The 18,220-nt window shown below is 62.3% G+C and carries 18 protein-coding genes; 9 read left to right on the forward strand and 9 right to left on the reverse strand.

Annotated elements, in window-relative coordinates; translation table 11 throughout:
* Positions 1–17 precede the first annotated feature (17 nt).
* From mltB to HX866_RS17155, 7 genes are all read left to right on the forward strand, one after another.
* Complete coding sequence (gene mltB / locus HX866_RS17125; protein WP_177095857.1) at positions 18–1,028, forward strand: lytic murein transglycosylase B; 1,011 nt, start codon at positions 18–20, stop codon at positions 1,026–1,028.
* Positions 1,028–2,044, forward strand: coding sequence for a septal ring lytic transglycosylase RlpA family protein (locus HX866_RS17130; protein ID WP_177095858.1), 1,017 nt, complete (start codon positions 1,028–1,030; stop codon positions 2,042–2,044). Before mltB ends, HX866_RS17130 begins: the two co-directional genes overlap by 1 nt.
* A 181-nt stretch (positions 2,045–2,225) precedes the next feature.
* Positions 2,226–3,389, forward strand: a complete 1,164-nt coding sequence (locus tag HX866_RS17135) for a D-alanyl-D-alanine carboxypeptidase family protein (protein ID WP_177095861.1) — start codon at positions 2,226–2,228, stop codon at positions 3,387–3,389.
* A gap of 99 nt (positions 3,390–3,488) precedes the next feature.
* Entirely contained in the window at positions 3,489–3,764 is a 276-nt protein-coding gene (locus HX866_RS17140) for a DUF493 domain-containing protein (RefSeq protein WP_121141521.1), read from the forward strand.
* Positions 3,764–4,414: a lipoyl(octanoyl) transferase LipB gene (gene lipB, locus HX866_RS17145; protein WP_177095864.1), complete on the forward strand. Its 651-nt coding sequence runs from the start codon at positions 3,764–3,766 to the stop codon at positions 4,412–4,414. Before HX866_RS17140 ends, lipB begins: the two co-directional genes overlap by 1 nt.
* A gap of 1 nt (position 4,415) precedes the next feature.
* Complete coding sequence (lipA, locus tag HX866_RS17150) at positions 4,416–5,441, forward strand: lipoyl synthase (RefSeq protein WP_256261412.1); 1,026 nt, start codon at positions 4,416–4,418, stop codon at positions 5,439–5,441.
* A 3-nt stretch (positions 5,442–5,444) separates the two neighbouring features.
* Positions 5,445–6,407, forward strand: coding sequence for a S66 peptidase family protein (locus HX866_RS17155; RefSeq protein ID WP_177140143.1), 963 nt, complete (start codon positions 5,445–5,447; stop codon positions 6,405–6,407).
* Between the two features lie 7 nt (positions 6,408–6,414).
* On the opposite strand, the gene HX866_RS17160 is transcribed toward HX866_RS17155, so the two are convergent.
* From HX866_RS17160 to leuS, 5 genes are all read right to left on the reverse strand, one after another.
* Complete coding sequence (locus tag HX866_RS17160) at positions 6,415–7,734, reverse strand: lytic murein transglycosylase (RefSeq protein ID WP_177140144.1); 1,320 nt, start codon at positions 7,732–7,734, stop codon at positions 6,415–6,417.
* Between the two features lie 79 nt (positions 7,735–7,813).
* Positions 7,814–7,975 carry an alternative ribosome rescue factor ArfA gene (gene arfA / locus HX866_RS17165; RefSeq protein WP_100941520.1) on the reverse strand — a complete coding sequence of 54 codons (162 nt, stop codon included), beginning with the start codon at positions 7,973–7,975 and terminating at the stop codon, positions 7,814–7,816.
* Between the two features lie 270 nt (positions 7,976–8,245).
* Positions 8,246–9,283, reverse strand: a complete 1,038-nt coding sequence (gene holA, locus HX866_RS17170) for a DNA polymerase III subunit delta (RefSeq protein ID WP_177095871.1) — start codon at positions 9,281–9,283, stop codon at positions 8,246–8,248.
* 40 nt (positions 9,284–9,323) lie between these two features.
* A complete protein-coding gene (locus HX866_RS17175; protein WP_177095873.1) occupies positions 9,324–9,929 on the reverse strand; it encodes an LPS-assembly lipoprotein LptE in 606 nt (201 codons plus the stop codon).
* Positions 9,930–10,017: 88 nt separating this feature from the next.
* On the reverse strand, positions 10,018–12,624 hold the full coding sequence (leuS, locus tag HX866_RS17180) for a leucine--tRNA ligase (RefSeq protein WP_177095875.1): 2,607 nt from the start codon (positions 12,622–12,624) through the stop codon (positions 10,018–10,020).
* A gap of 223 nt (positions 12,625–12,847) precedes the next feature.
* Between leuS and HX866_RS17185 the strand changes: the two genes are divergently transcribed.
* Both HX866_RS17185 and HX866_RS17190 read left to right on the forward strand, forming a co-directional pair.
* On the forward strand, positions 12,848–13,165 hold the full coding sequence (locus HX866_RS17185; protein WP_177095877.1) for a hypothetical protein: 318 nt from the start codon (positions 12,848–12,850) through the stop codon (positions 13,163–13,165).
* Positions 13,166–13,286: 121 nt separating this feature from the next.
* Positions 13,287–14,048, forward strand: a complete 762-nt coding sequence (locus tag HX866_RS17190) for a YdcF family protein (RefSeq protein ID WP_177095879.1) — start codon at positions 13,287–13,289, stop codon at positions 14,046–14,048.
* 235 nt (positions 14,049–14,283) lie between these two features.
* Here HX866_RS17190 and lnt read toward each other — a convergent pair whose 3' ends face one another.
* From lnt to HX866_RS17210, 4 genes are read right to left on the reverse strand one after another with little or no spacing between them, the layout of a single operon-like run.
* The gene (gene lnt, locus HX866_RS17195; RefSeq protein WP_177095880.1) at positions 14,284–15,807 is read right to left on the reverse strand and encodes an apolipoprotein N-acyltransferase; all 1,524 of its coding nucleotides are present in this window, start codon (positions 15,805–15,807) and stop codon (positions 14,284–14,286) included.
* Between the two features lie 8 nt (positions 15,808–15,815).
* Entirely contained in the window at positions 15,816–16,655 is an 840-nt protein-coding gene (locus tag HX866_RS17200; RefSeq protein ID WP_177095882.1) for an HlyC/CorC family transporter, read from the reverse strand.
* A gap of 34 nt (positions 16,656–16,689) precedes the next feature.
* Positions 16,690–17,148, reverse strand: coding sequence for an rRNA maturation RNase YbeY (ybeY, locus tag HX866_RS17205; protein WP_177095884.1), 459 nt, complete (start codon positions 17,146–17,148; stop codon positions 16,690–16,692).
* Complete coding sequence (locus HX866_RS17210) at positions 17,141–18,148, reverse strand: PhoH family protein (RefSeq protein ID WP_177095886.1); 1,008 nt, start codon at positions 18,146–18,148, stop codon at positions 17,141–17,143. The genes ybeY and HX866_RS17210 overlap by 8 nt, the downstream gene beginning before the upstream one ends.
* Positions 18,149–18,220 lie beyond the last annotated feature (72 nt).

Raw genomic sequence — 18,220 nt, forward strand, 5'->3', positions numbered from 1 at the left:
GCAAGGTGAACAATTCAATGCAAGTATTGCGCGGTTGGGCGGCTCGGTGTGCGCCGTGGATAGGCCTGGTCGGCTGTCTGGGTGCAGGGACGGGCGCGCTGGCCGGTGACTACGAAGGTTCGCCGCAAGTGGCCCAGTTCGTCGCGGAAATGACCCGCGACTACGGCTTTGCCGGTGAGCAACTGATGGAGGTGTTCCGTCAGGTCGAGCGCAAGCAGAGCATTCTCGACGCGATTTCGCGCCCGGCGGAGCGGGTCAAGCCGTGGAAGGAATACCGGCCGATCTTTATCACCGATGCGCGGGTGGCCCGTGGCGTCGACTTCTGGCGCCAGCATGAAGCGGCCCTGGCCCGCGCCGAGCAGGAATACGGCGTGCCGGCCCAGGTGATTGTCTCGATCATCGGTGTGGAAACCTTTTTTGGCCGCAACACTGGCAACTACCGGGTGATTGACGCCTTGTCGACCCTGGGCTTCGACTATCCGCCACGGGCCGAATTCTTCCGCAAGGAGCTGCGTGAGTTCCTCCTGCTGGCCCGTGAGGAACAGCTGGATCCCTTGAGCCTCAAGGGTTCCTATGCCGGGGCCATGGGCCTGCCGCAGTTCATGCCGAGCAGTTTCCGCGCCTACGCGGTGGATTTCGACGGCACCGGGCATATCAATATCTGGACCAACGCCGACGACGCCATCGGCAGCGTGGCCAGCTATTTCAAACGCCACGGCTGGGTGGCCGGGGAGCCGGTGGTCAGTCGCGCGGATGTGCGTGGCGACCAGGTCGACCAGGGTCTGAGCCCAGGGATTGATCCGGTGAAGACCGTTGGGGAGTTGCGGGCGCTGGGCTGGTCGAGTCATGATGCGTTGCGCGATGATATGCCAGTGACGGCGTTTCGCCTGGACGGCGAGAATGGCCCTGAATATTGGATGGGCCTGAAGAATTTTTATGCGATCACGCGCTATAACCGCAGCGTAATGTACGCCATGGCCGTGCATCAGCTGTCTGACCTGTTGGTCCAAGCACGGGGCGTCAAGTAATGCAGGCTTTGCCGATTCCAAAACCACTGAAGCTGTTGGCTTACACCGCGTTGGCGGTGCTGGTGGTCAGTTGTTCGACCAGCCGCTCGCCGTATCAGTCGTCGTCATCTTCCAATACCATCCGCGCCAAGCCGGGCCTGGACATCAACCGTGCCCATAAAGACGGCGCGCCGTGGTGGGACGTCGATGTGTCGCGCATCCCGGATGCCACGCCGACCCTGCACACTGGGCCGTACAAGGCCAACCCCTACACGGTGCTGGGCAAGACCTACTTCCCCCTGACCGACTCCAAGCGCTACGTGGCCCAGGGCACGGCGTCCTGGTACGGCACCAAGTTCCATGGCCAGAACACCGCCAACGGCGAAGTGTATGACCTGTATGGCATGAGTGCCGCGCACAAGACCCTGCCGTTGCCCAGCTATGTGCGGGTGACCAACCTGGACAACAACCGCAGCGTGATCCTGCGGGTCAACGACCGTGGGCCGTTCTACTCGGACCGCATCATCGACTTGTCCTACGCCGCCGCGAAGAAGCTCGGTTACGCCGAGATCGGCACGGCGCGGGTCAAGGTCGAGGGTATCGACCCGCAGGAATGGTGGGCCCAACGGGGTCGTCCGGCACCGCTGATGCTCAACGAGCCGCAAGTGGCGCAGTCCCAGGCCCCAGCCCTGACCGCGTCCACCGGGACCATCGAGCAGTGGACCCCGCCGCCACAGCAACACGCCACCGACGTTGTGCCCGTACAGGCAGACGCAAAAAAAAACGGTTCTGCACCAGCCTCTGGCCAGTATCTCCAGGTGGGCGCCTTCGCCAACCCGGACGCTGCCGAGCTGCTGAGGTCGAAGCTAAGCTCGATGGTGAACGCGCCGGTGTTCGTGAGCTCGATCGTGCGCAACCAGCAGACCCTGCATCGGGTGCGGATGGGGCCGATCGGCACGCCGGGTGAAGTACAGCAAGTGCAGAACAGCGTACGTCTGGCCAATCTCGGTTCGCCGAGTCTGGTGACGTCGGAGTAACACAGGCACAATTGTGGATTGGGCCGCGTTCGACGGGCCGGGTCCTGGGTTGTTGGTTCGTTTGATAATAAAAGCCTGGAAAGGGTGGTGGAGCGAGCAACCTGACACGTGGCAGTTGGAAAACTGTCTGATTTATTTTTGCCCGCGAGGGCAAGTTTCCATTAGCGATTTCGAGAGACGGATGAACATCACCACCTTTGCCAAACGTTTGTGCCTGCTTGTACCCCTGATCGTTGCGCCTGCCGCCTGGGCCGCCGATGAAATGGCCCTGCCGGCTTCGCCGCAACTGGCCGCCAAGGCCTATGTGCTCATGGATGCCGCCAGCGGCAACGTGCTGGTCGAGAACAACGGCGACCAGCGCCTGCCCCCCGCCAGTCTGACCAAGCTGATGAGTGCCTACATCGCGACCAAGGAAATCCGTCGCGGGCAGATCGGCGAGAACGACATGGTGACCGTCAGCGAAAACGCCTGGCGTACCGGCGGCTCGCGGATGTTCATCAAGGTCGGTTCCCAGGTGACGGTCAGCGACCTGCTGCACGGCATCATCATCCAGTCCGGCAACGACGCCACCGTGGCGCTGTCCGAGCACATCGCCGGCAGCGAAGACGCGTTCGCCGACATGATGAACAAGACGGCTGCCGAACTGGGCATGACCAACAGCCACTTCATGAACCCGACCGGCCTGCCGAACCCGGATCACTACTCTTCGCCCCACGACATGGCGATCCTGGCGCGGGCGATCATTCGTCTCGACCCGGTGCACTATGCGATCTACTCGCAGAAAGAGTTCTTCTGGAACGGCATCAAGCAGCCTAACCGCAACCTGCTGCTGTGGCGTGACAAGACCGTCGACGGTCTGAAAACCGGCCACACTGAAGAAGCCGGCTACTGCATGGTGGCTTCGGCCGTACGTGATGGCCAGCGCCTGATCGCCGTGGTGTTCGGCACCAACAGCGAATCGGCTCGTGCTTCTGAAACCCAGAAGCTGCTGACCTACGGTTTCCGCTTCTTCGAAACCCAGACCTTCTACCAGAAGGGCACTGAACTGGCCCAGGCACCGGTCTGGAAAGGCACCACCCACCAGGTCAAGGCCGGCCTGGCCGAAGACCTGACCATGACCATGCCTAAAGGCCAGCTCAAGAAGCTCGCCGCCACCATGACCATGAACCCGAAATTGGTCGCCCCGATTGCCAAGGGTGACGTGATCGGCAAGGTTGAAGTCAAACTGGACGACAAAGTGGTACACAGCGCTGATCTGATCGCGCTGGACGCGGTCGAGGAAGGTGGTATCTTCCGTCGCCTGTGGGACAGCATCCGTATGTTCTTCTACGGCATGTTCAACTGAGGCATTCGACCGCTAGCAGAGAGTGTCGATTTGCGTACCTCGTGCCTGACCCGGGCGCGAGGTATGTCCGTTGCCTGGGCTTACGAGGCCGTTATTGTCATGACAGACACTGAAGTAAAAGCACCGAAAATCGAATTCCCGGTCACCGACTACCCGGTCAAGGTGATCAGCGACACGGGTGTGGGCAACAAGGACAAGATTGTCGAGATCGTCAAGAAACACGCGACGATCAACGACGATCGCGTCGACGAGCGCCAGAGCACCAACGGCAAGTACACCACGATCCAGCTGCACATCGTGGCCACCGGCCAGGACCAGCTGTACGACATCAACAGCGAGTTGCGGGCCACCGGTTTCGTACACATGGTGCTGTGATGGGCGCTGTGCTGGGCTTTCGCGAGCTCGGCCAGACCCCTTACGAGCCGGTCTGGCATGCCATGCAGCGTTTTACCGATGGTCGCAAGAACGCCGACGCGGCGGATGAAGTCTGGCTGGTGCAGCATCCGTCGGTGTTCACCCAGGGCCAGGCCGGCAAGGCCGAGCACCTGCTGCTGCCGGGAGATATTCCGGTGGTCAAGGTCGATCGCGGCGGTCAGGTGACTTATCATGGTCCCGGCCAACTGGTGGCCTACCTGTTGCTGGACGTTCGTCGCCTGGGTTTTGGCGTGCGCGAACTGGTCAGCCGGATGGAGCGTTGCCTGATTGAGCTGCTGGCCAGCTACGGCGTGAGCGCCGAGGCCAAGGCCGACGCGCCCGGCGTGTATGTCGACGGGGCGAAGATCGCTTCCCTGGGCCTGCGGATTCGCAACGGTTGTTCGTTCCATGGCCTGGCGCTGAATGTCGACATGGACCTTGGGCCGTTTCGACGGATTAACCCCTGCGGTTATGCGGGGCTGGCGATGACCCAGCTGCGCGACCACACAGGACCGATTGAATTTGCCGAGGTAAGTGCCCGGCTGCGCGCGCAGCTCGTCAAACACCTCGACTATGCTGAGCAGACGACCCTAACGGGCGGAATCGATTGATATGACTACTGCGCAAGACGCTGTGCAAACCCTGATCCCGACGCTGGATGTTTCCGAGCGCCCGGCCCGTGCGAAAGTCGAAGCTGGCGTGAAACTGCGCGGTGCCGAGAAAGTTGCCCGTATCCCGGTGAAGATCATTCCGACTACCGAGTTGCCGAAGAAACCCGACTGGATTCGCGTGCGCATCCCGGTTTCCCCGGAGGTCGACCGGATCAAGGCCTTGCTGCGCAAGCACAAGCTGCACAGCGTCTGCGAAGAGGCCTCCTGCCCGAACCTGGGCGAGTGCTTCAGCGGCGGTACCGCGACCTTCATGATCATGGGTGATATCTGCACCCGTCGTTGCCCGTTCTGCGACGTTGGCCACGGCCGGCCGAAGCCCTTGGACGTCAACGAGCCGGAAAGCCTGGCCATCGCCATTGCCGACCTGCGCCTGAAGTACGTGGTGATCACCTCCGTGGATCGCGACGACCTGCGTGACGGTGGTGCCCAGCACTTCGCCGACTGCATCCGCGAGATCCGCAAGCTGTCGCCGAACGTGCAGCTCGAAACCCTGGTTCCCGACTACCGTGGACGGATGGACGTCGCGCTGGAAATCACCGCCGCCGAGCCGCCGGATGTGTTCAACCACAACCTGGAAACCGTGCCACGCCTGTACAAGGCCGCGCGTCCGGGTTCCGACTACCAGTGGTCGCTGACCTTACTGCAACGCTTCAAGCAGATGATGCCGCACATTCCGACCAAATCCGGTTTGATGCTGGGCCTGGGCGAGACCGACGAGGAAGTCATCGAAGTCATGCAGCGCATGCGCGAGCACGACATCGACATGCTGACCCTCGGCCAGTACCTGCAACCGTCCCGCAGCCACTTGCCGGTGCAGCGTTTTGTGCACCCGGACACCTTCGCCTGGTTCGCCGAGGAAGGTTACAAGATGGGCTTCAAGAACGTGGCTTCCGGGCCGCTGGTGCGTTCTTCCTACCATGCCGACGAGCAAGCCAAGCTGGTCAAGGCTGAGCTGATGGGAGCGTAACCCGTGAACCAGCGTCGACCCGTGCAGGCTTCCTATCAGGTCCAGAGCGCGGTGCCGGCGCTGCGTCAGGGCGGGGTGATCGGTCTGATCGCCCCGGCTGGCCCCGCTGCCCTTGATCCGCTCAAGGCGCAGCAGTGGGTCCAGGCCCGCGGCTATGAGCTGCGAATATTTCCGGGTGTCTCGCAACGCGACGGTTACCTGGCCGGCAGTGATGAAGTGCGCCTGCGGGACTTGCACGACGCCTTTGCCGATCCTGAAATCGATGTGATTCTCTGTCTGCGTGGGGGCTACGGTTGCCCGCGGTTGTTGGACGATATTGATTTCGAGTTGCTCAAAAAACATCCAAAACCTTTGGTCGGCTACAGCGACATCACCGCGCTGCACCTGGCGATTGCCCGTTATGCGGGGTTCATGACCTTTCACGGGCCGCTGTTCAATGCGGATCTGCTGGGGGAGAAGCTGCCACCGACCGAGTCCTCGTTGTTCAACCTGCTGACCGGGCAGGTGCGGGCCGGCAGTGCATTCGAGCATCCTGCGGCGTTTCCCTTGACCAGCGTGGTTCCGGGCGTGGCCTCGGGGCGCCTGCAAGGCGGCAACCTGTCGTTGATCTGTGCGACCTTGGGCACGCCCTATGAAATCGATACTTGCGGCGTGATCCTGCTGATCGAGGACGTCAACGAGCCGCTGTACCGGGTTGACCGCTTACTGACCCATCTGCGCCTGGCGGGCAAGCTGGAAGGCCTGAGCGGTGTGCTGGTGGGAGATTTCGCCGGGATTGATACGGAGGCGCTGGTGCGCTTGCTCAAGCAGGAACTGGGGCCCTTGGGCATTCCGGTGCTGGCGGGTTGGCGCAGCGGGCATTGTGACCCGAACCTGACGCTGCCCCTGGGCGCGCAGGTGCGGTTGGATGCCGATGCCCGGCAGGTGGTGTTGGAACAGGACGTCGTCCTGACCCGCTGCCGGTAATACCTCATCACGGGTTACGCAAGCTCTCCAGCAGCTTGTGATTCGGATAGCCATCCGCCGGCCAGCCCAAGACCTGCTGGGCGCCACGAATCGCCTTGCGGGTATTGGCGCCGATGATGCCGTCGGGATTGCCGGCGTCATAACCCTTGGTGCTGAGCAAGGACTGCAACTCGATCCGCTCGGAGCGGCTCAACGGCAGGTCATCCTTCGGCCATTCGCCACGAATCAAACCCCCACCAGTAAAACGCTGGGACAACAAGCTCACCGCCAGCCCATAGGACGACGAATTGTTGTACTTGAGGATGGCGCGGAAGTTGTCCAGCACCAGGAACGCCGGGCCACGGTATCCCGCCGGCAGCAAAAGGGCGGCAGACAGTGGCGCCGAGCCGTTTGGCAAGGCGCCGCCCACTGGCAGGCGAATGCCCATCTGTAGCCATTCACTCACCGACTTGCGTGTCGTGCCGTCAGCCTGGGCGTAGTCGAAGGCCGGTGGCAGCACCACTTCCATCCCCCATGGCTGCCCACGCTGCCAGCCCGAGCTTTGCAGGTAATTGGCGGTCGAGGCCAGGGCATCGGCCGAGTCGTTCCAGATATCACGGCGCCCGTCGCCGTCGAAGTCCACCGCATAGCTGTTGTAGGTGGTGGGGATAAACTGGGTCTGGCCCATGGCCCCGGCCCAGGAGCCGAGCATCTGCTCGGGCTGGATATCGCCATGTTGGATAATCTGCAACGCCGCCAGCAACTGGGCCTGGGCGAATCCCGGGCGGCGACCTTCGTAGGCCAGGGTCGCGAGGGAGCGGATCACCGATTTGTCGCCCTGGAACTGGCCGAAATTGCTTTCCATGCCCCACACGGCGACCAGGGCCTCGCGGTCGACGCCATAACGTTGTTCGATGCTCGACAGCAGCGCGCTGTTCTGTGCCAGCAGTGCCTGGCCCTTGCGTACACGCACGGGAGACAGGGCGCCGTCGAGGTATTCCCAGACCGGGCGGGTGAATTCCGGTTGGCTGCGGTCGGCCTTGATCACGCTCATGTCCGGGGTGACACCGGCAAAGGCGGCGTCGAATACAGCGGCTGTGATGCCGGCTTTCAGGGCATCGATACGGAACGCGGACATCCACTCGCCGAAGCTTTGTGCAGGTTGGATCGTCAGGTCGTCATTGGCCTGCGGCAGGACAGGAACCGGGGCTGGGGCGGCTGCGGGGAGGGTTTGCAGCGGCTCGGCGTCGGCAGCGGTCGGCTTTTCCGCGCAGGCAACTAACAGGATAAAGCTGGTGGCGGCGAACAGTCGGCGTACGGGACGACGAAGGGTAAGGCAAAAGGGCATGCGCGGGTCCGGATAATGCGAATCAGGTGCTGACCTTACCATGCTTGAGGGGGTGCAGTCGTGATGGCACGTCAGGCTTTCAGGCCGCCAGAAAGTAAGAAGCCTCCCAGCTTTTAGACTGGAAGGCTTCGCGGCGGTAGCTGCCTTTGCCTTTCGCCGGTTGTTCCTGACGGCTTCGGAACAGTGGCTGGGCGATGATGGATTTGGCTTTATTGGGACGGTGCCGGGACGGCTTGCTCATGGTGGTGCACTCTTGAGGTGGGTGAAGAGTGCGAATCATCGGGCAGATGCGGGTATCTGTCCAGTGGGGGCATTTGGCAATCATTTTATGCGCTAGATACCGTCTTGCCGGCTAACGTACAAGTACGATCAACGCGGTCCCTTGTAGGAGCCGAGCTTGCTCGCGATGAGGCCCTTAAGCCTTGCGCTGTCCTGCGGACGCCATCGCGAGCAAGCTCGGCTCCTACAGGAAATGAGGCGAGAGCGAGTATTGCGTAGGCAACACCCGCGGTTATTCCGCCGGCAACGCCAGCCGTTGCCCACACATCAGCAGGCTCAACCGGCTCAGGCTGCTCCATGGCGAACCCGGCGCCTGGCCCTTGATCTGCGCGTCGATCCGTTGCGCGTCCAGCAGCAACTGGCTCCAGCGTTGCGCCGTGTGCCGTTGCAGGGCTTTGCTCATCAGCGGTTTGCGCTTGTCCCAGACCGGTGGCCGGGCCTGGCTGAAGGCCTTGTCCAGCGGCACGCCCTGGCTGTATTGCAACGACAGGTTGGCCAGCAACCGCAGTTCCCGGGCCAGCGCCCAGAGAATCACCGGCGGCTCGACCCCTTCGCCGCGCAGCCCTTCGAGCATCCGCAGGGCATGGGCCGCTTCACCGTTGAGCACCGCGTCGACCAGACCAAAGACATCGAAGCGGGCACTGTCGGCGACGGCCGCTTGCACCGTTTCCACGGTGATCTGCCCGCCTTCAGCCATCAGCTTGAGCTTTTCGATTTCCTGGGCGGCAGCCAGCAGGTTGCCTTCAACCCGCGCCGCAATCAGTTCCACCGCGTCTTGCTGGGCTGAAAGACCGGCCTGGGACAGACGCTGGCGAATCCACTGTGGCAACTGGGCCGCGTCCACCGGCCAGATCTGGATGAACTGGGTGTCCGAGCCTTCGACCAGGGCCTTGCCCCATTTGGTTTTCTGCGCACTGCCGTCGAGCTTGGGCAGGCTGATCAGCAGCAGGGTGTCTTCAGCCGGGCGCGAGCAATATTCGATCAGTGCCGCGGCGCCCTTGTCCCCGGGCTTGCCCGAAGGCAGGCGCAGTTCCAGCAGGCGTTTTTCGGCGAACAGCGACATGCTGGCACCGGCTTGCAGCAGCGTGCCCCAATCGAAGTTGGCGTCGGCGCTGAATACCTGGCGTTCGTCGAAACCTTGTTGGCGAGCGGCACCACGGATGGCGTCGGCGGCTTCCTGGCAGAGCAGCGGGTCGTCGCCGCTGATGACGTAGACCGGCGCAAGGCTGCCTTGCAAGTGTTTGGCGAGTTGGGCGGGGGCGAGTTTCATAGGCGGGCAAAGGCGGGGCGCCCAGGGCGCCCCGACAGGCTTACTGCTGCGGCAGTTGCAGCGGCGATTGCTGCGGCTGCGACGCTTCGTACTTGCGCGCGGCTTCCAGGGCGTCGGCATCGGCCTTGGCCTTGGCATCGGCGGTCTGTTGCAGGGCATCCAGTTGCGCCGGTGTCAGCAGTTGCAGGCGCAAGACCATCTGCTGGATCAGGTCGCGACGCATTTCCTTGCGCAGTTGGCCCGCTTCGGCATCGCCAGCGGTGATGTTGTTGCCGTCGTGCACGTAGTACTTCTGGATCTGCAGCTTGCCGGTGAGCAGTTGCAGGTCGTGGTCGCCGCGGATTTCATAGTACAGCGCGGTGTTGAGCTCGTACTCGGCGTTACGGCCGGCGCCCGAGTAGGTCGCGTCACGCTGGGTTTCCTGCTCGTCGGTCAGGATCAGCTTGTAAGGCGCACCGGAGTAGACCTTGACGCCGCTGTGCTCGAGGACCTGGGTCAACTGCTTGACCGTGTCGCCGTAGGCGTTGCGGGCGCTGACCGCCAGTTCCTTGATGGTCAGCTGATTGGTGCCGGTGCCGCGCAGCTGGAAGCCGCAGGCGCTCAGCAGCACGGCGAGGCCCATTACCAGCAGATTGCGTTTGATCATCTTGTTGCTCCCCTTGAAACCCTGTGGGTCGACGGTGCGACCTCGGAAGTCTTGCAAGGCGCCCACAATGGTGGGCGCCCGATCCCATTTAGCTGGCGACGATATTGACCAGTTTGCCGGGCACGACGATCACTTTACGAATCGTCAGGCCATCGGTGAAGCGCAATACGTTTTCATTGACCCGTGCCGCCGCTTCGATTTCTTCGCGGCTGGCGCTGGCCGGCATGTCGATCTGCCCGCGCAGCTTGCCGTTGACCTGGATAACCAGCACCAGGCTGTCCTGGACCAGTGCGCTGTCGTCCACCGCCGGCCAGCGGGCGTCGATGACGGCATCGGCATGGCCCAGACGGCTCCACAGCTCGTGGCTGATGTGCGGGGTGATGGGGGCCAGCAACAGGGTCACGGCTTCCAGGCCTTCGTGAACCAGCGCACGATCCTGTTCGGTAACTTGTGCGGCTTTTTCCAGCACGTTCATCAGCGTCATCACCTGGGCGATGGCGGTGTTGAATTTGTGATTCTGGCCGACGTCGTGGCTGGCCTGCTTGATGGCCAGGTGGATCGAACGGCGCACGGCTTTCTGTTCGTCGTTCAGATCGGCGACGTTCAGTTTGCCCGGCTGACCCTGGATGACATGGGCTTGGGCCAGGCGCCAGACGCGCTTGAGGAAACGGTGCGAACCTTCGACGCCGGAGTCGGACCATTCGGCGCTCATGTCCGGTGGCGAGGCGAACATCATGAACAGGCGGCAGGTGTCGGCGCCGAACTGATCGATCATCGACTGTGGGTCGACGCCGTTGTTCTTCGACTTGGCCATCTTCTCGGTGCCACCGATTTCCACCGGCAGGCCGTCGCTCTTGAGCTTGGCGCCGATGACTTTGGCCTTGGCGTCGCGCTCGAGTTCGACGTCCGCCGGGTTGAACCAGGTGTAGGCACCGTTGGTTTCGCGACGGTAGTAGGTCTCGGCGATCACCATGCCTTGGGTCAGCAGGTTCTTGAACGGCTCGTTGGAGCTGACCAGGCCTTCGTCGCGCATCAGCTTGTGGAAGAAGCGCGCGTAGAGCAGGTGCAGGATCGCGTGTTCGATACCGCCGATGTATTGATCCACCGGCAGCCAGTGGTCGGCGGCGGTTTTTTCTACCAGGCCACCCTCGTAGTGCGGCGAGGCGTAGCGGGCGTAATACCAGGACGACTCGACGAAGGTGTCCATGGTGTCGGTTTCACGCTTGGCCGGTGCGCCGCATTTCGGGCAGCTGCACTCGTAGAACTCGGGCATGCGAGCCAGCGGCGAACCGGCGCCGTCCGGCACCACGTCTTCGGGCAGCACGACCGGCAGCTGGTCTTCCGGTACCGGTACATCGCCGCAGGTGTCGCAGTGGATGATCGGGATCGGGCAGCCCCAGTAGCGCTGGCGGCTGATGCCCCAGTCGCGCAGGCGGAACTGGGTGCGCGAGGCACCGAGGTTTTTCTTGATCAGCGCGACTTCCATGGCGTCGAACGCGCCCGCGAAGTCCAGTCCGTCGAACTCGCCGGAGTTGATCAGGCTGCCGTGTTCGCCGTAGGCGCCTTGCCACGGTGCCGGGTTGGTATCGCCCGAGCTGGTGCGCACCACCGACTTGATCGGCAGGTCGTACTTGTGGGCGAACTCGAAATCACGCTCGTCGTGGGCCGGTACGGCCATGACCGCGCCGTCGCCGTAGTGCATCAGCACGTAGTTGGCGACCCACACCGGCAGTTGCTCGCCGGTCAGTGGGTGCTCGACGAACAGGCCGGTCGGCAGGCCTTTCTTTTCCTGGGTGGCGACGTCGGCTTCGGCGACGCTGCCGCCCTTGCATTCGGCGATGAACGCCTGCAGTTCGGGGTTGTTGCGCGCGGCCAGGCTCGCCAGCGGGTGCTCGGCGGCCACGGCGACGTAGGTCGCGCCCATCAGGGTGTCCGGACGGGTGGTGAAGACTTTCAGGTTGCCGGCTTCGCCGATGGAGTCGACGTGGTACGGGAACTGGACTTCCATGCCACGGGACTTGCCGATCCAGTTGCGCTGCATGGTCTTGACCTGCTCGGGCCAGCCCGGCAGTTCGTCGAGGCCTTCCAGCAGCTCATCGGCGTAGGCGGTGATCTTGAAGTAGTACATCGGGATTTCGCGCTTTTCGATCAGCGCGCCCGAACGCCAGCCGCGGCCGTCGATCACTTGTTCGTTGGCCAGTACGGTCTGGTCAACCGGGTCCCAGTTGACGGTGCCGTTCTTGCGGTAGATCACGCCTTTTTCGAACAGGCGGGTGAACAGCCATTGTTCCCAGCGGTAGTAATCCGGCTTGCAGGTGGTCACTTCGCGGGACCAGTCCACCGCCAGGCCCAGGCTGCGCAGCTGGGTCTTCATGTAGGCGATGTTTTCGTAGGTCCACTTGGCCGGTGCGACGTTGTTCTTCATCGCGGCGTTTTCCGCCGGCATGCCGAAGGCGTCCCAACCCATGGGTTGCAGGACGTTCTTGCCTTGCATGCGCTGAAAACGCGCGATCACGTCACCGATGGTGTAGTTGCGCACGTGCCCCATGTGTAGCTTGCCGCTGGGGTAAGGGAACATCGACAGGCAGTAGTAAGTCTCCTTGCCTGGCTGTTCACTGACTTCAAAGGACTTTTGCTCGTCCCAGAACGATTGGGCGGCGTTTTCGATTTCACGGGGCTGATAGTGTTCGTGCATGGCTACTTGTACTGGAAAGGGTGGCCTAATCCTCTTCAACGCATCCGTCAGGCGGTGCTGGAAGTGGAGTTACAGGAAGCGCCGTAGCATACATGACGCTGCTCTATCGAGGGAAACCCTGATTGCACTGCCGCAGCCGTTGGTCGCGGCGGTCGGCTGGTTTGCCGAGCGCCGCTAAGCTTGGAGGAGGGGGAGTGATTCTTGTCTTCAATGAGGTGAGCGGATGGTGGAGTCGCAGCGATATGTCATGAAACCCGAGTTGTACGAACGTTTGATCGTCCGTCTGGGGCTTGCCCTGGACGCAGCCAATACGGCGGTTCGATTGCGTGATGAGCGCCCGGCCGAGTTGGAGTTGCGTGGCTTGAGCCACGCCGAGTTCGAATTGATCAGGGCTTACCTGGATCTCAGTGGGCAGGATGTGCCTGTGCCGCCTTCCGTTGTGGAGCACAAGGTCTCACCGCGTTCGGCCGAGATTATCTGGTTGAAGGACAAAATGCCCTGTGCGGGTTCGGCGAAGTTCAAATCCGCGGGGGTCAAGTAAGTTCGCCCGGCGACAGGCTGTTGTCTGTCGCTCATCTGGCTTCAGTTTGAAGTCATTGTTCCAGAAGGTTGTTGATTGACCCCGATGCACTTAGGCTTCGGGCATCTTCTGGAGATGCCCGATGCCTGTTCGTTACATCCTCAAACAATTGCTCTTGCCACCCGGCCTGCTGTTGCTGTTGCTGCTGTTTGCCTGGTGGTTTCGCCGTACTCGCCCACGTCTGGCCGGGCTGTGTTTTGCCCTCGGCCTGGGCGGGTTCTGGTTGATGAGTCTGCCGGTGGTGGTGGAATGGGGCGCGCGGGCCCTGGAGACGGTGCCGCCGCTTGAACGCAGTGAGTGGGCGGGGCTGGCGCAGCGGGCCGATGCGATTGTGGTGCTGGGTTCGGGGCGCGAGCGCGGCGATCCGGCGTGGGGCGAGGATCAGCCGACCGGGATTGGCCTTGAGCGTCAGCGTTATGCGGCGCGTTTGGCCAAGGCTTCCGGGCTGCCGGTGCTGACCAGCGGCGGTTTGCACTACGGCACGCCGCCGAGCGAAGCGGCGTTGATGGCGGCGTCGATGCAGAGCGATTTCGACGTGACGGTGCGCTGGCAGGAAGGGCGTAGCACCACGACCTGGGAAAATGCCAAGTTCAGTTATGACGTATTGGCGCCGCTGGGCATCAAGCGCGTGGTGGTGGTGACCCATGCGGCCCATATGCCGCGTTCGGTGTGGAGTTTCGAGAAGGCCGGTTTTACCGTGGTACCGGCGCCGGTGGGCTTTCTTGGGCGGGATAATGCCCGTCCGTTGGGCGGTTGGCTGCCGGAGTTCAATGCGTTCTGGCGCAGTGGGCAGTTGATCAACGAGGCGGTGGGGCAGGTGGGTTACCGGTTGTTCTATCGCTGACTCAAGGCTGGAATAAACCAATGTGGCGAGCGGGCTTGCCCGCGCTCGGCTGCGCAGCAGTCGTAAAACCGGACGCCTCGCTGTGTCAGGCACAACGAATTCTCTGGTTTTAGGGGCGCTTCGCACCCCGGCGCGGGCAAGCCCGCTCGCCACAAGACCGCGATCGGCTTCAAGCGTCCTTGGCTGACGGGCATTAGGGTAAGCCTCTTTGCCACAGGAATGGCTGCGTTTTTATTCAGACCGTCTTGGCAATGCGGCTGGCCAGCAAGGCCCAGCCGAACAGCAAGCCACACAGGATGATCAGCGGCCACGAACGCCACTGCAGGTAAGGCGTCAGGTCGTGCATCGGCACCACTTCGCCGTACAGGATGCCTTGCTCGAACTGCGGAATCCGCGTGGTGATCTGGCCATAGGGGTTGATCAGGCCGGTGACACCATTATTGGTGGCGCGAATCATCCAGCGCCCGGCTTCCAGTGCACGCATCTGGGCCATTTGCAGATGCTGCAAGGGGCCGATCGACGTGCCGAACCAGGTGTCGTTGCTGATGGTCAGCAACAGGTCGCTGCGCGCCGACAGGCTGGCGGCGAACTCCGGGTAGACCACTTCGTAGCAGATGAATGGAGCGATCTGATAACCCTTGGCCTGTAACAACGGCTGGTCAGACGGGCCACGGGCGAAGTCGGACATCGGCAGGTTGAAGAAGTCGATCAACCCGCGCAGCAGGTCCTGTAGCGGCACGTATTCGCCAAACGGCACCAGCTTCTGCTTCAAGTAGGTACCGTCGCCTTCACCCGTCACGGTGATGCCGTTGTAATAGCGCTTCTCGTTGTTCACCACTTCGCGGATCGGTACACCGGTGATCAGTGCCGAATGCCGCTCTGCGGCGAAGCGGCCCATCATCGTCAGGTAGCCCTCGGCCGACTCCTTCAGTATCGGCACGGCGGTTTCCGGCCAGACCAGCAGGTCCACGCGTTTGGAGCGGAAACTCAGGTCGCGGTACAGCGCCAGCTGCGCATCGATCTGCGTAGGGTCCCACTTCATGCTCTGTTCGATATTGCCCTGGACCGCCGCCACCGTCAGCGGTTCGCCCGACGGGCTGGTCCAGGCGTGATGCTTGAGCGCAATACCGGCGACCCAAGGGCCGACCAATAGCACGACACCGAGGGCGATAAAGGCCTTGCGCCCGCCCTTGAGCAAACGGCGGGCGTTGTACAGCAGCGCAGCCGTCAGGGCCAGGGTAAAGGAGATCAGCCAGATCCCGCCCAGCGGCGCCAGGCCGCTGAGCGGGCCATCGAGCTGGCTGTAGCCGGAATAAAGCCAGGGGAAACCGGTCAGGAACCAACCGCGAAAGGCTTCCTGGCCCACCCACAGGGCGGCAAACGCCAGGGCGTCGGCCAGCGGCGCTTCATTGCGGCGTATCCAGCGCGCCCAGAGCCAGGCCGGCAGGGCAAAGAACCAGGCAATGGCTGCCGTGAACGCGAGCATCAGGAAACCCGCCAGCAACACCGAAGCATCGCCGTAGGTATGGATGCTCACATAGATCCAGCTGGTGCCGGCGCCGAACAGGCCGAAACCGAAGCACCAGCCGCGCCCCAGTGCCTGGCGTGGCGACAGCTCGCGCAGGCCGGCATAGAACGCCCCCACCGCCAGCAACGCCAATGGCCAGATATCGTACGGCGCCAGGGCCAGGGTGGTCAGTGCGCCAGCCACCACGGCCAGCAGGTTACCGGGCCAGCCGGGGCGGGTTAAGCGCAGCATGTGAATCCTTAGCGGCTAATAGGGGTCAGGCGGATCAGATGAATGCGACGGCTGTCGGCATTCAGGATACGGAAACGATACGCGCCGATTTCGGTGATTTCATTACGCTTGGGCAAGTGCCCGAACGCGCTCATCACCAGTCCACCGACGGTGTCGAACTCGTCATCGGAGAATTCGCTGTCGAAGAACTCGTTGAAGTTCTCGATCGGCGTCAGGGCCTTGATCAGGAAGTCGCCGCTGGGCAGGGGCTTGATGTAGCTGTCTTCCTCGACGTCATGCTCGTCCTCGATATCGCCGACGATCTGTTCCAGCACGTCCTCGATGGTCACCAGACCGGCCACACCGCCGTATTCGTCGATGACGATGGCCATGTGATTGTGGTTGGCACGGAACTCGCGCAGCAGCACGTTCAGGCGCTTGGACTCGGGGACGAAGGTCGCCGGGCGCAGCAGGTCCTTGATGTTGAAGGTGTCGCCGTTTTCCTGCAGCACCAGCGGCAGCAGGTCCTTGGCCAGCAACACGCCCATGACGTCGTCATGGCTTTCGCCGATCACCGGGTAGCGCGAGTGCGCGGCATTGATGATCGAGGGGAGGAATTCGCGGGGAGTCTGGGTCGCCTTGATGCTGATCATCTGCGAGCGCGGGACCATGATGTCCCGGACTTGCAGGTCAGCGACCTGGATGGCGCCTTCGACGATGGCCAGCGCTTCGCTGTCCAGCAATTTGTTCTGGTGTGCTTCGCGCAGCAGCTCCAGCAGCTCCTGGCGGTTTTTCGGCTCATGGGCAAAAGCCTGGGTCAGTTTACCCAGCCAGGACTTCTGCCCGTTGCTCGATCGATCTTCGCTCATAGCGATTTACTCGTATCCCTTGGTAGTGGAGTGATCAGTGTTCGTCATCAATATAAGGGTCAGGATGACCCAATTCGGCAAGCAACGTTCGTTCCAGCGCTTCCATTTCCTCGGCTTCCTCATCGTCTATGTGGTCGTAACCCAATAGATGCAGGCAGCCGTGAATGACCAGATGGGCCCAGTGGGCCTCCAGCGTCTTGCCTTGTTCGGTGGCTTCGCGGGCGACCACCGGAACACAGATCACCAGGTCGCCCAGCAGCGGGATATCCAGCAATTCGTCCGGTACGTCGGCGGGAAAGGACAGCACGTTGGTCGCGTAGTCCTTGTGCCGCCAGGTGTGATTGAGTTCGCGGCCTTCGGCTTCATCCACCAGGCGGATGGTCAGCTCGGAGTCGGCTGTGCGCTGGCGCAGGGCCAGTTCGCACCATTGGCGAAAGTCGGCTTCGCTCGGCGCGGGCGCTTCGCTTGCCAATTGCAGGTCGAGTTCAAGCATCGCGCTGGCTGTCCTTCACGGCAGACGGTTCGCTGGCGCGGTGCTCGAAGCGCTCGTAGGCTTCGACGATGCGTTGCACCAGCGGGTGACGGACGACGTCTTTGGACAGGAAGTGCGTGAAGCTGATGCCCGGTACGTCTTTCAGCACTTCGATGACATGGGTCAGGCCGGATTTGGTGCCCTTGGGCAGGTCGACCTGGGTGATGTCACCGGTGATCACCGCCGTGGAGCCGAAACCGATACGGGTCAGGAACATTTTCATCTGTTCGACGGTGGTGTTCTGGCTTTCGTCGAGGATGATAAAGCTGTTGTTCAGGGTCCGGCCGCGCATATAGGCCAGCGGCGCGACTTCGATGACCTGGCGTTCGATCAGCTTGGCGACGTATTCGAAGCCGAGCATTTCATACAGGGCGTCGTAAAGCGGGCGCAGGTACGGGTCGATTTTCTGCGACAGGTCGCCTGGCAGGAAACCGAGCTTTTCACCGGCTTCGACCGCCGGGCGCACCAACAGGATGCGGCGCACCTGCTCGCGCTCCAGCGCATCAACGGCGCAAGCCACCGCCAGGTAGGTCTTGCCGGTACCGGCCGGGCCGATGCCGAAATTGATGTCGTTGCCGAGGATTTCCTTCACATAACGCTGCTGATTCAGGCCGCGGGGGCGAATCATGCCTTTTTTGGTGCGCAGGGCCACGCTGGCTTCGGCCACCGGGTTGTTATGCAGGTCTTCGACACTCGACTCCTGCAGGAACAGGTGGACCATGTCTGGAGACAGCTCGCTGCCCTGGGTTTCCCGATACAGGCGACGCAGCAGGATTTCTGCCGAGGACGTGAGCTTGGGTTCGCCGATCAGTTCGAACTGATTGCCGCGATTGCGGATCTCGATGGCCAGGCGTTGTTCGATCAAGCGCAAATGCTCGTCGAACTGCCCGCACAGATTGGCGAAGCGGCGAGCCTCGAAAGGCTCGAGAATGAAACGATGTGGTTCGATGGGTGCGTTCAAGGTCGTTTTTAGCCGCCCGACGGCAATTGAGATGAAATCAAGGATAACGCTAGCAGCCCGGGGGTGAAAGCC

The organism is Pseudomonas gingeri, assembly GCF_013386165.1.
Classification (GTDB): domain Bacteria; phylum Pseudomonadota; class Gammaproteobacteria; order Pseudomonadales; family Pseudomonadaceae; genus Aquipseudomonas; species Aquipseudomonas gingeri_C.

Coding starts and splice junctions, on each gene's coding strand:
- mltB (WP_177095857.1), top strand. CDS start 18: ATGCAAGTATTGCGCGGTTGGGCGGCTCGGTGTGCGCCGTGGATAGGC.
- HX866_RS17130 (WP_177095858.1), top strand. CDS start 1,028: ATGCAGGCTTTGCCGATTCCAAAACCACTGAAGCTGTTGGCTTACACC.
- HX866_RS17135 (WP_177095861.1), top strand. CDS start 2,226: ATGAACATCACCACCTTTGCCAAACGTTTGTGCCTGCTTGTACCCCTG.
- HX866_RS17140 (WP_121141521.1), top strand. CDS start 3,489: ATGACAGACACTGAAGTAAAAGCACCGAAAATCGAATTCCCGGTCACC.
- lipB (WP_177095864.1), top strand. CDS start 3,764: ATGGGCGCTGTGCTGGGCTTTCGCGAGCTCGGCCAGACCCCTTACGAG.
- lipA (WP_256261412.1), top strand. CDS start 4,416: ATGACTACTGCGCAAGACGCTGTGCAAACCCTGATCCCGACGCTGGAT.
- HX866_RS17160 (WP_177140144.1), bottom strand. CDS start 7,734: ATGCCCTTTTGCCTTACCCTTCGTCGTCCCGTACGCCGACTGTTCGCC.
- arfA (WP_100941520.1), bottom strand. CDS start 7,975: ATGAGCAAGCCGTCCCGGCACCGTCCCAATAAAGCCAAATCCATCATC.
- holA (WP_177095871.1), bottom strand. CDS start 9,283: ATGAAACTCGCCCCCGCCCAACTCGCCAAACACTTGCAAGGCAGCCTT.
- HX866_RS17175 (WP_177095873.1), bottom strand. CDS start 9,929: ATGATCAAACGCAATCTGCTGGTAATGGGCCTCGCCGTGCTGCTGAGC.
- leuS (WP_177095875.1), bottom strand. CDS start 12,624: ATGCACGAACACTATCAGCCCCGTGAAATCGAAAACGCCGCCCAATCG.
- HX866_RS17185 (WP_177095877.1), top strand. CDS start 12,848: ATGGTGGAGTCGCAGCGATATGTCATGAAACCCGAGTTGTACGAACGT.
- HX866_RS17190 (WP_177095879.1), top strand. CDS start 13,287: ATGCCTGTTCGTTACATCCTCAAACAATTGCTCTTGCCACCCGGCCTG.
- lnt (WP_177095880.1), bottom strand. CDS start 15,807: ATGCTGCGCTTAACCCGCCCCGGCTGGCCCGGTAACCTGCTGGCCGTG.
- HX866_RS17200 (WP_177095882.1), bottom strand. CDS start 16,655: ATGAGCGAAGATCGATCGAGCAACGGGCAGAAGTCCTGGCTGGGTAAA.
- ybeY (WP_177095884.1), bottom strand. CDS start 17,148: ATGCTTGAACTCGACCTGCAATTGGCAAGCGAAGCGCCCGCGCCGAGC.